The organism is Nonomuraea sp. B208 (assembly GCF_057536035.1).
The window spans coordinates 297,915-310,663 of the sequence record NZ_BAAJOU010000033.1 but is presented as its reverse complement, the minus strand read 5'-3'; the positions used below and the strand labels follow the sequence as shown (position 1 = coordinate 310,663).

Annotated in this window: 9 protein-coding genes; 3 read left to right on the top strand and 6 right to left on the bottom strand. The window is 72.2% G+C overall.

What is annotated here, in order from left to right; genetic code table 11:
- Nucleotides 1-17: 17 nt before the first annotated feature.
- From AC27IY_RS46820 to AC27IY_RS46810, 3 genes are read left to right on the top strand one after another with little or no spacing between them, the layout of a single operon-like run.
- Complete coding sequence (locus AC27IY_RS46820) at nucleotides 18-989, top strand: tripartite tricarboxylate transporter substrate binding protein (RefSeq protein ID WP_487181888.1); 972 nt, start codon at nucleotides 18-20, stop codon at nucleotides 987-989.
- A complete protein-coding gene (locus AC27IY_RS46815) occupies nucleotides 989-1,483 on the top strand; it encodes a tripartite tricarboxylate transporter TctB family protein (protein ID WP_449953423.1) in 495 nt (164 codons plus the stop codon). Before AC27IY_RS46820 ends, AC27IY_RS46815 begins: the two co-directional genes overlap by 1 nt.
- Before the next feature lies 1 nt (nucleotide 1,484).
- On the top strand, nucleotides 1,485-3,008 hold the full coding sequence (locus tag AC27IY_RS46810) for a tripartite tricarboxylate transporter permease (RefSeq protein WP_423446476.1): 1,524 nt from the start codon (nucleotides 1,485-1,487) through the stop codon (nucleotides 3,006-3,008).
- Here the strand turns inward: AC27IY_RS46810 and AC27IY_RS46805 are convergent.
- The 6 genes from AC27IY_RS46805 to ligA form a co-directional block, all read right to left on the bottom strand.
- The gene (locus tag AC27IY_RS46805; protein ID WP_487181887.1) at nucleotides 2,981-4,363 is read right to left on the bottom strand and encodes an MFS transporter; all 1,383 of its coding nucleotides are present in this window, start codon (nucleotides 4,361-4,363) and stop codon (nucleotides 2,981-2,983) included. The genes AC27IY_RS46810 and AC27IY_RS46805 overlap by 28 nt on opposite strands.
- Nucleotides 4,364-4,508: 145 nt before the next feature.
- Complete coding sequence (gene gatB / locus AC27IY_RS46800) at nucleotides 4,509-6,014, bottom strand: Asp-tRNA(Asn)/Glu-tRNA(Gln) amidotransferase subunit GatB (protein WP_423446480.1); 1,506 nt, start codon at nucleotides 6,012-6,014, stop codon at nucleotides 4,509-4,511.
- A gap of 328 nt (nucleotides 6,015-6,342) precedes the next feature.
- Entirely contained in the window at nucleotides 6,343-7,833 is a 1,491-nt protein-coding gene (gatA, locus tag AC27IY_RS46795; protein WP_487181886.1) for an Asp-tRNA(Asn)/Glu-tRNA(Gln) amidotransferase subunit GatA, read from the bottom strand.
- Nucleotides 7,830-8,129 (bottom strand): Asp-tRNA(Asn)/Glu-tRNA(Gln) amidotransferase subunit GatC, encoded by a 300-nt coding sequence (gene gatC, locus AC27IY_RS46790; RefSeq protein WP_242373478.1) that lies wholly within the window; start codon nucleotides 8,127-8,129, stop codon nucleotides 7,830-7,832. Before gatC ends, gatA begins: the two co-directional genes overlap by 4 nt.
- Nucleotides 8,130-8,272: 143 nt before the next feature.
- Nucleotides 8,273-10,342 (bottom strand): putative bifunctional diguanylate cyclase/phosphodiesterase, encoded by a 2,070-nt coding sequence (locus AC27IY_RS46785; protein WP_423475446.1) that lies wholly within the window; start codon nucleotides 10,340-10,342, stop codon nucleotides 8,273-8,275.
- A 166-nt stretch (nucleotides 10,343-10,508) separates the two neighbouring features.
- The gene (ligA, locus tag AC27IY_RS46780; RefSeq protein WP_344217458.1) at nucleotides 10,509-12,698 is read right to left on the bottom strand and encodes an NAD-dependent DNA ligase LigA; all 2,190 of its coding nucleotides are present in this window, start codon (nucleotides 12,696-12,698) and stop codon (nucleotides 10,509-10,511) included.
- Between the last annotated feature and the right edge of the window lie 51 nt (nucleotides 12,699-12,749).

Below are 12,749 nucleotides of genomic sequence, written 5' to 3'. Positions count from 1 at the left end.
CTTTCCTGGAGTCGATCATGCGTCTGCGCATATTCGCCACGCTCGCGGCGTTCTCCTTGGCCGCCCTGAGCGGCTGCGGCGGGCAGGGCGGCGGGACCAGCGCCTCGGGCACGCTGCGGATCATGGCCCCGGCCGCGCCCGGCGGCGGCTGGGACCAGACCTCCCGCACCGCCGAGCAGGCGTTCAAGAGCGCCGCGCCGGACCGCAAGGTCGAGGTGTACAACGTGCCGGGCGCGGGCGGCACGATCGGCCTGGCGCAGCTGGCCGGCGAGAAGGGCAACGGCAACCTGCTCATGACGATGGGCCTGGTCATGGTGGGCGCCATCGAGCAGAACAAGTCGAAGGTCACGCTGGCGGAGACCACGCCGATCGCCAAGCTGACCGAGGAGTACGAGATCGTCGTGGTCCCGGCCTCCTCGCCGCACAAGACGCTGGCCGACCTGGTGGCGGCGTGGAAGGCCGACCCGGCGAAGGTGTCGATCTCCGGCGGCTCGGCGGGCGGCACCGACCACATCGTGGCCGGGCTCATGGCCAAGGCCGCGGGCGTGGACCCCAAGCAGGTCAACTACATCGCGCACTCCGGCGGCGGCGAGGCGCTGAACGAGCTCCTCGGCGGCAAGGTCACCGCGGGCGTCTCGGGCGTCTCCGAGTTCGCCGAGCACGTCCGGTCGGGCAAGCTGCGCGCCCTCGGCGTCACCTCCGGCGAGCGCCTGGCCGACCTGGACGCGCCCACGCTCAAGGAGGGCGGCCTGGACGTGGAGCTGGCCAACTGGCGCGGCTTCGTCGCCCCCGCCGGCCTGTCCGAGGCCGACAAGACCGCGCTGACCGACCTGGTCACCAAGATGCACGACGCGCAGCCGTGGAAGGACGCCGTGGCCAAGAACGGCTGGATCGACTCCTTCCAGACCGGTCAGCAGTTCGCCGACTTCCTGAGCGCCGAGCAGGCCCGGGTCAAGGGCATCATCGCCGAGATGGGGCTCGTGTCCTGATGACGCGCCTGCGTTCGTGGTGGCGGCCCGAGCTCGGGCTCGCGCTCGTGGTGCTCGGGCTGGGGGTCTTCGTGATCGCCGGGACGCTCGACGTCTCGGCGGCGGCCTCCCGGCTCGGCCCCGGGCCGCGGTTCTTCCCCGTGCTGGTCGGCGGGGCCATGGTGGTGATCGGCCTGTTCTACGTGCTCGACGTGCTGCGCGGCGGGCACGGCGACCCCGAGGAGAGCGAGGACGTGGACGCCGCCGCCCCCGCCGACCTGCGCGGCCTGCTGCTGGTGAGCGGCATCTTCCTGACCTTCGCGGCGCTGCTCGACCTGCTCGGCTGGATCATCGGCGCGAGCCTGCTGTTCTTCGGGCTGTCGGTGGCGCTCGGGGCCGAGCACAAGGCGCGGGCGGCCGTGGTCGCCGTGGTCATGGGCGTGCTCACGTACGTGCTGTTCGTCAACGGGCTCGGCGTGCGGCTGCCGGACGGGCCGCTCGCGGGGGTGCTGTGAGATGACCTCCCTGGAGCTGCTGCTGGACGGCTTCGCCGCCGCGCTCACCCCCGTCAACCTCATGTACGCGCTCATCGGCGTCACCCTCGGCACCCTGGTCGGCGTGCTGCCCGGCATCGGGCCGGCCATGACGGTCGCGCTGCTGCTGCCGGTCACGTTCACGGTGCCGCCGACCGCCGCGTTCATCATGTTCGCCGGCATCTACTACGGCGGCATGTACGGCGGCTCGACCACGTCCATCCTGCTCAACACGCCCGGCGAGTCCTCCTCCATGATCACCGCGCTGGAGGGCAACAAGATGGCCAGGCGCGGGCGGGCGGCGCAGGCCCTCGCCACGGCGGCCATCGGTTCCTTCGTGGCCGGGACCATCGCCACCGCGCTGCTGGTCGTGGCGGCCCCCGCGGTGGTGGCGTTCGCGATCTCGTTCGGGCCGGAGGACTACTTCGCGCTGGCCGTCCTCGCGTTCATCGCGGTGTCGTCGGTGCTGTCGCGCTCGGTCGTACGCGGCCTCGCCTCGCTCGGCCTCGGCCTGGTGATCGGGCTGATCGGCATCGACCAGCAGACCGGGCAGGCGCGGCTCACGCTCGGCGTCCCGCAGCTCCTCGACGGCATCGACGTGGTGATCGTCGCGGTCGGCCTGTTCGCGCTCGGCGAGGCCCTGTACGTGGCCTCTCGGCTGCGCCACTCCCCGCCCTCCGTGGTGCCCGTCGGCCGGGCGTGGATGGGGCGCGCGGACTGGCGGCGCTCCTGGGGGCCGTGGCTGCGCGGCACGGCGCTGGGGTTCCCCTTCGGGGCGCTGCCGGGCGGCGGGGCCGAGATCCCGACGTTCCTGTCGTACGCGGCCGAGCGGCGCCTGGCCCGCGGCGTGGCCCGCGAGGAGTACGGCAAGGGCGCCATCGAGGGCGTCGCCGGGCCGGAGGCGGCCAACAACGCCTCCGCCGCCGGCACCCTGGTGCCCCTGCTCACGCTGGGCCTGCCCACCTCCGCGACCGCCGCGATCATGCTGGCCGCCTTCCAGCAGTACGGCCTGCAGCCCGGCCCGCAGCTCTTCGACCACAACCCGGCGCTGGTCTGGGCCATGATCGCCTCGCTGTTCATCGGCAACGCGATGCTGCTGGTGCTCAACCTGCCACTGGCCCCGGTGTGGGCGCGGGTGCTGCGGGTGCCCAGGCCGTACCTGTACGCCGGGATCGTGCTGTTCGCCGCCCTCGGCGTGTACGCGCTGAACGGCACCGTCGTGGACCTGTTCGTGCTGTACGTCCTCGGCCTGCTCGGCTACGCCATGCGCCGCTTCGGCCTGCCGATCGCCCCCGCGGTGATCGGCATGATCCTGGGGCCGATGGCGGAGATCCAGCTCCGCCGGGCGCTGGCGATCGGCGCGGGCGACGTCAGCGTGCTGGTGCGCAGCCCGGTCGCGGCGGCGCTGCTGGCGCTGGCGGCGCTGGCGCTGCTGACGCCGCTCGCCAGGCGGCTGGCGGCCCGGCGCCGCGCGACTTCTTATGCGGAGCCAGCCGCCGAAGACTGACCCGCCGCCGCCCCGGCCTGGGCCTGGCCGCCCTCGCCGTCCCCGGGTGCTCCGGTGGCCTTCGGGCCGCCGAACGCCCTGGGGGCGACGGCCAGCCCCGCCACCGCCATCACCAGCGTCGCCGCGAACACCACCCAGTACTCCCGCCCCGCCGACAGGAACAGCGCCCCCGTGACCGCCACCGACACCACCGAGAACACCGACTCCCCCACCTGCAGCGCCGAGCTGTTCTCTCCCTGCTCGCCGGGCGCCGACAGCTCCAGCGTGAGCACCGACAGCGTCGGATAGATCAGCCCGATCCCGAACCCGGTGACGATCCACGCCGGATACGCCACCGCCAGCGGCACCGACGGGATCGTGACCGCCCCCATGACCACGATGCCCAGCGCGATCATCGCCGAGCCGAGCCGCAGGTTGGTCCGCTGCCCGAAGACCTCCCGCCCCTGCAGCCACGACGCGAACGACCAGCTCAGCGCGCCACCGGTGAGCACCAGCCCGGCCGCCGTCGTGGACAGCTCCCGCTCCTCGCGCAGCATGAGCGGCACCATGACCTCGGCCGCGAAGAACGCCCCGGCGGCCAGCCCGCGCAGCCCCACCACGGACGGCAGCCCGCGGGCCGCCCGCAGCGTCCCGGCCGGCAGCAGCCTGGGCAGCGCCACGGCCAGCACCACGAGCCCGATGATCAGCAGGGGCAGCCGCCCGTCCGTGCTGCCGTACTGCATGAGCGCGGCCCCGACGGCGGTCACCGCCGCCCACGTGATCTTCGCCGGCAGGCCGGGGGCGGGCCCCCGCTGCCCGCCGCGCACCGGCTGTCCCGCCAGCCCGCGCAGCAGCAGCAACCCGGCGACCACGGTCAGGAACGGCACCAGCAGGAACACCGACCGCCAGCCGAGCGTGTCGGTCAGCACGCCCACGATCACCGGGCCCACCATCGACGGCACCACCCACGCCGTCGCGAACAACGAGAAGATCCGCGGATGCAGCTCCTCGGGATAGACCCGGGCCACCAGCACGTACAGCGCCACGCTGACCAGCGCCCCGCCGAACCCCTGGACGAAGCGGCCCGCGATCAGCACCTCCATGCTCGGCGCGAGACCCGCCACGGCCAGCCCGGCCCCGAACCCGGCCACGCCCGTCCACAGCGGCGCCATGGGCCCGCGCAGGTCGGCCCACCGGCCGCCGAGCACCGTGCCGACCACGCTCGCCGCCATCGCGCCGCTGAAGGCCAGCCCGTACAGCTCCAGCCCGCCCAGTTCCTCGGCCACGACCGGCATCGCGATCGCGACCGCCATGTACTCGAAGGCCACCAGTGACATCAGCGCCACCAGGCCGGCCGTCAACGCTCTTCTCGGCATGCCGCAGAACCTACGGCCTGCCGGCGCGCCGCACCTCCGGCGGGGGTGCCGGTCCGCCTCGGCAATCGGTCCTAGGACCGGCCCTCACCACGTACGAGGGCCCCGCCGCCGTAGCGACGAGGCCCCTGACCACACGTCCGTACGGTTACTCGGACACGCCCAGCTTCTCCAGGATGAGCTGGCGGGCGCGGGCGGCGTCCGCCTTGCCCTTGCTCGCCCGCATGACGCCGCCGACCAGCGCGCCGGCGGCGGCGATCTTTCCTGCGCGTACCTTGTCGGCCGCGTCGGCGTTGTCGGCCAGCACCTGGTCGATGATCGCCGACAGCTCGCCCTCGTCGTTGACGATCTTCAGCCCGCGCGCCTCTACGACCGCGTCAGGGTCGCCCTCGCCGCCGAGCACGCCCTCCAGCACCTCGCGCGCCAGCTTGTCGTTGAGCGCGCCGGAGGCGACCAGCTCGGTCACCCGCGCGACCTGCGCCGGCGTGATGGCCAGCTCGGCCAGCGGCACGCCGGTCTCGTTGGCGCGGCGGGCCAGCTCGCCCATCCACCACTTGCGCGCGTCGGCCGCCGGCGCGCCGGCCGCCACCGTCGCCTCGACCAGGTCGAACGCGTCGGCGTTGTGCATGGCCTGCATGTCGAGGTCGGACAGCCCCCACTCGGCCTGCAGCCGCTTGCGCCGCACCGACGGCAGCTCGGGCAGCGCCGCCTTCAGCTCGGCCACCCACGCGGGGTCGGGCGCGATCGGCACCAGGTCGGGCTCGGGGAAGTAGCGGTAGTCCTGCGCCTCCTCCTTGGAACGGCCGGACGTGGTGGTGCCGGTGTCCTCGTGGAAGTGCCGCGTCTCCTGGACGATCGTGCCGCCGTCGGCGAGGACGGCGGCCTGCCGCTCGATCTCGCTGCGCACGGCCCGCTCGACGCTGCGCAGGGAGTTGACGTTCTTGGTCTCGGTGCGGGTGCCCCACTCCGACGCGCCGCGCGGCATCAGCGAGACGTTGACGTCACAGCGCAGCGAGCCCTCCTCCATGCGCACGTCGGAGACGCCGAGCGAGCGCATGATCTCGCGCAGCTCGGTGACGTACGCGCGGGCGACCTCGGGCGCGAGCCGGTCGGTGCCGGGGATGGGCTTGGTGACGATCTCGACCAGCGGGATGCCCGCCCGGTTGTAGTCGACGATCGAGTGGTCGGCCCCGTGGATGCGCCCGGTCGCGCCGCCCACGTGGGTGGACTTGCCGGTGTCCTCCTCCAGGTGCACCCGCTCGATGCCGATGCGCACGGTCTCCCCGTTCACCTCGACGTCGAGGTAGCCGTCGAAGCAGAGCGGCTCGTCGTACTGGGAGATCTGGTAGTTCTTCGGCATGTCCGGATAGAAGTAGTTCTTCCGGGCGAAGCGGCACCACTCGGCGATCGAGCAGTTGAGCGCCAGGCCGATGCGGATCGTCGACTCGATCGCCATGGCGTTGGCCACCGGCAGCGAGCCCGGCAGCGCCAGGCAGGTCGGGCAGACCTGCGTGTTGGGCGGAGCGCCGAAGGTGGTCTTGCAGCCGCAGAACATCTTCGACCTGGTGCCCAGCTCGACGTGCGTCTCCAGCCCGAGCACCGGCTCGAACCGCTCCAGCGCTTCGTCGTACGGCATGAGCGTACCGGCAGTCATGATGAGGTCCTTAGTTCAGATCGTTGCTTTTCAGCTATCGCGTGGGCGGTCGGAGGAAGCGGCTTCGAGCCGGCACCGGCTCTGCGACGAGCTGCATCGTGAACCGCGGCAGCGGACCCTGTCCCACCGGCCGGTGGGACAACTCCTGCGGTCCGCCTCTCCTCGCAGTGAGCAGCGGGCCCTCTTCGACGAGCGCCATGCTCGCGTGGGGACGGCGGCACGTCGAGGGCGCAGTCCAGGAAGGACGTGAACCCGTCGATCTCGATGCGCGTGAGCATGCCGCCGTCTCCTCCCTCGTCCTGCAGTCCGCGTCTGACAGCCCGCAGTCCTACAGCTCCGGGGCCTGGGCCAGGAGGCTGCCGCCCCAGCGGCTTTCCAGGGCGTGCTCGATGGCGGCGCCGACGCGGTAGCAGCGGTCGTCGGCGAGCACCGGGGCCATGATCTGGAGGCCGACCGGCAGGCCGTCCTCGTCGGCGAGGCCGCACGGCACCGACATGGCGGCGTTGCCCGCGAGGTTGGACGGGATGGTGCACAGGTCGGCGAGGTACATCGCCATCGGGTCGTCGGCGCGCTCGCCGATCGGGAACGCCGTGGTCGGCGTGGTCGGCGAGACCAGGACGTCGACCTGCTGGTAGGCGGCCTCGAACTCGCGCGCGATGACGGTGCGGACCTTCTGCGCCTGGCCGTAGTAGGCGTCGTAGTAGCCGCTGGACAGCGCGTACGTGCCCAGCATGATCCGCCGCTTGACCTCCGGGCCGAAGCCGGCGGCGCGGGTCAGCGCCATGACCTCCTCGGCGCTGCGTCCGCCGTCGTCGCCGACGCGCAGGCCGTAGCGCATGGCGTCGAAGCGGGCCAGGTTGGACGAGCACTCCGACGGCGCGATCAGGTAGTAGGCCGGCAGCGCCGTGGTGAACGACGGGCAGGAGACCTCGACCACGGTGGCGCCCAGCGACTCCAGCAGCTTGACGGCCTCGTGGTAGCGGGCCAGCACGCCGGTCTGGTAGCCCTCGCCGGAGAACTCCTTGACGACGCCGACGCGCAGGCCGGCGATGTCGGGGTTGCGGGCCGCCTCGACCACGCTCGGGACCGGCGCGTCGATGGAGGTGGAGTCCATCGGGTCGTGGCCGGAGAACGCCTCGTGCAGCAGCGCCGCGTCGAGCACGTTGCGGGCGAAGGGGCCCGGCGTGTCGAGCGAGCTGGCGAAGGCGATAAGGCCGTAGCGGGACGAGCCGCCGTAGGTCGGCTTCATGCCCACGATGCCGGTGACCGAGGCCGGCTGCCGGATCGAGCCGCCGGTGTCGGTGCCGGTGGACAGCGGCGCCTCGTAGGCCGCCACCGCGGCGCTGGAGCCGCCGGAGGAGCCGCCGGGCACCCGCGTCAGGTCCCACGGGTTGCGGGTGACGTGGTAGGCGGAGTTCTCCGTCGAGGAGCCCATGGCGAACTCGTCGAGGTTGGTCTTGCCGAGGATGACCAGCCCGGCCTCGCGCAGCCGGGCGGTGACGGTCGCGTCGTAGGGGGGCCGCCAGCCCTCCAGGATCTTGGACGCGGCCGTGGTCGGCATGTCGCGGGTGGTGAAGATGTCCTTGTGCGCGATCGGCACGCCGGCCAGCGGGCCCAGCTTCTCGCCCGCGCGCAGCCGGGCGTCGATGGCCCGCGCCTGCTCCAGCGTCACCTCGCGGTCGACGTGCAGGAACGCCTGGACCTTGGGCTCCACCTCGGCCATGCGGTCGAGGTGCGCCTCGGCCACCTCGACGGCCGACACCTCGCCCGCGGCGATCATCGAGCCCAGCTCGGCGGCGGTCTTGCGGATGAGACTCATGCCTCCTCCCCGAGGATGCGCGGCACCTGGAAGCGGTCGTCCTCGACGGCGGGCGCGCCGGAGAGCGCCTGCTCGGGGGTCAGGGACGGCCGCACCTCGTCGGCACGGAAGACATTGGTGAGCGGAAGCGCGTGCGACGAAGGCGGAACGTCCTCGGCCGCGACCTCGGCCACCTTCGCGACCGACTCGATGATGGCATCGAGCTGGGTGGCGTAGTGGTCGAGCTCGTCGTCCGTGAGCGCCAGCCTGGACAACCGGGCCAGGTGTGCGACCTCGTCGCGGGTTATGGCGGACATGAGTCGTTTAACCCGTTTCGTGGATGGAGTCTTTGGACACTGCCATCCTAGGGGGCTTGACGCAGCGCACCCGAACGATTAACCCCCTGGCAACATCCGCGCGGCGATCCGTGGAAGCGCTCCCACGAAGCACGGCGGCATGGTCAGGCGGTGTGGGTCACCTCGGGCTGGTAGCCGTACTCGGCGGACAGGGCCCCGGCGCGCTCGCGCAGCCAGGCCGTCATCTCCGCGGCCGGCATCGGCTCGCCGAACAGCCACCCCTGCCCCACGTCGCAGCCCATCTCGGCCAGCCGCATGGCGACGTCGTCCGACTCGACGCCCTCGGCGACCGAGCGCAGCCCCAAGGAGCGCACCAGGTCGACGATCGAGCGGACGATCCGGTCGTCGTCCTCGGACTCGGCGATCCTGCGGACGAACGAGGCGTCGATCTTGACCTCGGACACCGCCAGCCGCTGCAGCCGGATGAGCGAGGAGTAGCCGGTGCCGAAGTCGTCCAGCGACAGCGGCACGCCCAGCGTGACGAGCGCCTTGATGGTCTCCTGCGTGTAGGCCTGGTCGCCGGTCAGTATGCGCTCGGTCACCTCCAGCTGGATGGCCGAGGGCGGCAGCCCGTAGCGGGCCAGCCCCACCTCCAGCTGCTCGGGCAGCGCGGAGTCGAGCAGGTCGCGGGCCGAGATGTTGACCGAGACCGGCACCCGCAGCCCGCCGTGCCACCAGCACGCGGCCTGCGCCAGCGCCTGCTCGATCACGTACGCCGTGAGCTGCCGCATCAGGTAGGACTGCTCCGCCAGCGGCACGAACTCCGACGGCGGGATCATCCCGTGCACCGGGTGCCGCCAGCGCAGCAGCGCCTCCACGCCCCGCACCGCGCCGCTGCCCAGCCCGACCTCGGGCTGGTAGTGCAGCCGCAGCTCGCCACCGTCGATGGCGCGTCGCAGGTCACCCAGTAACGTCAGCCGTTCGGGCGAGTTGCGGTCCTTGTCCGGCTGGTAGAGCTCGACGCCGGTGCGTCCCTCCTTGGCGAGGTACATCGCCACGTCGGCGCGCTGGAGCAGCAGCTCGAAGTCGGGGGCGTGGTCCGGGTAGAGCGCGATGCCGACCGAGGCGTCCACGTCGAACGTCATGCCCTCCAGCCGCACCGGCTCGGTCAGCGCCGCGCGCAGCCGGGCCGCGACCTCGCGGGCCGCGTGGATGTCGCGGATCGAGGGCAGCAGCACGGCGAACTCGTCGCCGCCCAGCCGGGCCACCACGTCGCCGGGCCGCACGGAGTGGGTCAGGCGGTGGGCGACCATCTGCAGCAGCCGGTCGCCCACCGGGTGGCCCATCGTGTCGTTGACCTCCTTGAACCGGTCGAGGTCGAGCAGGAACAGGCCGACCCGCTCGTCGTGGCGGGCCTCGGCCAGCGCCTCCTCGGTGCTCACGATGAGCATCTTGCGGTTGGGCAGGCCGGTCAGCTCGTCGTGCATCGCCTGGTGGTCGCGGCGCATGGACAGGGTGGCGGTGAAGTAGACGGCCGCGAGCGGCGCGACGAACAGCGGGACGAGGCCGGGCGTGTGGTTCATGACCACGACGACCAGCGGCGCCATGCCGAGCAGCGCGACGTAGACGAGGCTCTGGGGCCCCACGGTGACCCGCAGCACCCGGACGATCGAACGCCGCTCGTGCAGCGCGACCGCGCCGCAGACGAGGGTGGCGCGGGTGGCGAAGTAGGCGATCCCGGCCAGCGCGATCGGCACCAGGCCGGGCACGTCGGGCTCCCAGGGCACGGACGGACTCGGCGCGATGCCGAACGCCCCGAGGACCACGGCCGCGGCGGTGAGCGCGAGGGTGGACTGCGCGATGTTGAACATGACCCGGTGCCACGCCTTGCGTGTCAGCACGCCGTTGAGCGCGACCGCGACGGCCTGCAGCAGCACCGCGACCGGCAGCCCGTAGTGCAGCAGCACGGCGAAGGTGAACATGGTGGACGGGTAGGTGCCGCCCACCGAGGCGGCGGAGGACACCATCACGGGCCGCAGCTCGCCGAGGATCACGAGGACCACCAGCACCCAGAACAGTGCGGTGCGGGCCAGCGCGGTGAGCCCCGTGGCGTCGAGCCTGAGCATGGCCACGAGCAGAGCGGTGAAGCCGATCACCGTGATGCCGGCGAGGAACGCCCAGAGCGGCGTGCCGACGCGTGGTCCGGTGTCGCGGGTGTCGGTTGGGTCAGTCATCGATAACAGAACCCCCATGAGGTCACTATGGGAGGGTACGACCTTCAGCCCACTTCGCGAAACCAAGCGCGTACGGTCCGTAATTCTCCTTTCCGACATATACCCAAAAACCACCGTACGTAGCAAATCCTGCTCGGTGCGTACCGGCCCTCCCGGTACAGGCAGGTCACTCCTCCGGCTTGACCGCCGCCGCGGCCGCCGCCTCCGGCCCTTCCTCCAGCAGCACCGCGAACCCGGCCCCGTCCAGGATCGGCACCCCGAGCGTCACCGCCTTGTCGTACTTGGACCCCGCGTTGTCCCCCGCGATCAGGAACGACGTCTTCTTCGACACCGACGAGGCCACCTTGCCGCCCCGCGCGGCGATCGCGTCGGAGGCCGAGTCGCGCGTGTAGCCCTCCAGGGTGCCCGTCACCACGAACGTCAGCCCTTCGAGCGTCTGCGGCCCCTTCTCCGGCGCGGGCTCATCCTCCATCCGCACCCCGGCGGCCCGCCACCGCTCGATGATCTCCCGGTGCCAGTCGACCTCGAACCACTCCTTGATCGTCGCCGCCACCCGCGGCCCGATGCCCTCGATCGCGGCCAGCTCCTCCTCGGACGCGTTCATGATCGCGTCGATCGAGCGCAGGGCGCCCGCGAGGTCGCGCGCCGTGGGCGGCCCGACGTGCCGGATCGACAGCGCCACCAGGAGCTGCGCGAGCGGAACCTGCTTGGCCCGCTCCAGCTCCTCGATGAGCAGCCGGGCCCCGGCGCTGGGCTCGCCGTTCTGGTTGGAGAAGAGGGTGACGACCTTCTCCTCGCCGGTCTTCGGGTCGATCTTGGGCAGGCCGGAGTCGGGGTCGCGGACCACGGACCTGATGGGCAGCAGCTGCTCCAGCGTGAGGTCGAACAGGTCGGCCTCGGTGCGCACCACCGGCTCCTGCGGCGGCAGCGGCTGGGAGAGCGCGGTGGCCGCGACGTAGCCGAGCCCGTCGATGTCGAGCGCCCGCCGCCCGGCCGCGAAGTAGACGCGCTCGCGGATCTGCGCGGGGCAGGCCCGCGCGTTGGGGCAGCGCAGGTCGGCGTCGCCCTCCTTCTCGTACGCGAGCCGCGTGCCGCACTCGGGGCAGTGCGTCGGCATGACGAACTCCCGCTCGGACCCGTCGCGCAGCGCCGTCACCGGGCCCACGACCTCGGGGATGACGTCGCCCGCCTTGCGCAGCACGACCGTGTCGCCGATGAGCACGCCCTTCTTCTGCACGATCGCGGCGTTGTGCAGCGTGGCCCGCTCGACCGTGGACCCGGACACCACCACCGGCTCCATCACCGCGAACGGCGTCACCCGCCCGGTGCGCCCCACCCCCACCTGGATGTCGAGGAGCTTGGTGTTGACCTCCTCGGGCGGGTATTTGAAGGCCATCGCCCAGCGCGGCGCCCGGGAGGTCGAGCCCAGCTCGCGCTGCGTGCGCAGGTCGTCGACCTTGACCACGACCCCGTCGATCTCGTACGCCGGGTCGTGCCGGTGCACCCGGTAGTGCTCGATGAACTCGTTGACCTCGGTGAGCGTCGGCACCACCTGGTAGAGGTCGCTGACCGGCAGCCCGAACTCGCGCAGCCGCGCGTAGGTCTCCGACTGCGTGCGCGGCGCGGCCGCCCCCTCCCAGACGCCGACGCCGTGCACCAGCATCCGCAGCGGCCGCTGCGCGGTGACGCGCGGGTCCTTCTGGCGGAGGGTGCCCGCGGCGGAGTTGCGCGGGTTGGCGAAGGGCGGCTTGCCCTGCTCGACGAGCTGCTCGTTGAGCCGTTTGAAGCCCTCGACCGGGATGTAGACCTCGCCGCGCACCTCGACCAGGCTCGGCACGTCGTCGCCGGTGAGCCGGTGGGGCACGCCCTGGATCGTGCGCACGTTGTCGGTCACGTCGTCGCCGGTGCGCCCGTCGCCGCGGGTGGCGCCCCGCTCCAGCCTGCCGTCACGGTAGACCAGCGCGATGGCCAGGCCGTCGATCTTGAGCTCGCAGAGGTAGGGCCCCGGATCGCCCTCGGCCAGCCGCTCGGCGCGGGCCTGCCAGGCCGCCATGTCCTCGGGGGTGAACGCGTTGTCGAGGCTCTCCATCCTGGCCAGGTGCTGGACCTTGGCGAAGTCGCCCGAGGGCGGCGCGCCCACCTTCTGGGTCGGCGAGTCGGGCGTCTGCAACGACGGATGGGCCTCCTCCAGGGCCAGCAGCTCCCTGAACCACGCGTCGAACTGCGCGTCACTGACCGTCGGCTGGTCGAGCACGTAGTAGCGCCAGCGGGCGTCCTCGACCAGATCGCTCAGCTCGGCGTGCCGCTTGAGCGCGGCCACGGGCACGCCCTGGACCTCGGTGCTTGACTCGCTCACGCGGGCTCTCCTTCCGTACGGCAACCTGAGCAAACGCTACCGCTGAGCACC

Bases quoted from the DNA above. Each gene is read 5' to 3' on its own strand.
- AC27IY_RS46805 (WP_487181887.1), bottom strand. From the start codon at position 4,363: ATGCCGAGAAGAGCGTTGACGGCCGGCCTGGTGGCGCTGATGTCACTG.
- gatC (WP_242373478.1), bottom strand. From the start codon at position 8,129: ATGTCCGCCATAACCCGCGACGAGGTCGCACACCTGGCCCGGTTGTCC.
- gatA (WP_487181886.1), bottom strand. From the start codon at position 7,833: ATGAGTCTCATCCGCAAGACCGCCGCCGAGCTGGGCTCGATGATCGCC.
- AC27IY_RS46820 (WP_487181888.1), top strand. From the start codon at position 18: ATGCGTCTGCGCATATTCGCCACGCTCGCGGCGTTCTCCTTGGCCGCC.
- AC27IY_RS46815 (WP_449953423.1), top strand. From the start codon at position 989: ATGACGCGCCTGCGTTCGTGGTGGCGGCCCGAGCTCGGGCTCGCGCTC.
- AC27IY_RS46785 (WP_423475446.1), bottom strand. From the start codon at position 10,342: ATGACTGACCCAACCGACACCCGCGACACCGGACCACGCGTCGGCACG.
- AC27IY_RS46810 (WP_423446476.1), top strand. From the start codon at position 1,485: ATGACCTCCCTGGAGCTGCTGCTGGACGGCTTCGCCGCCGCGCTCACC.
- gatB (WP_423446480.1), bottom strand. From the start codon at position 6,014: ATGACTGCCGGTACGCTCATGCCGTACGACGAAGCGCTGGAGCGGTTC.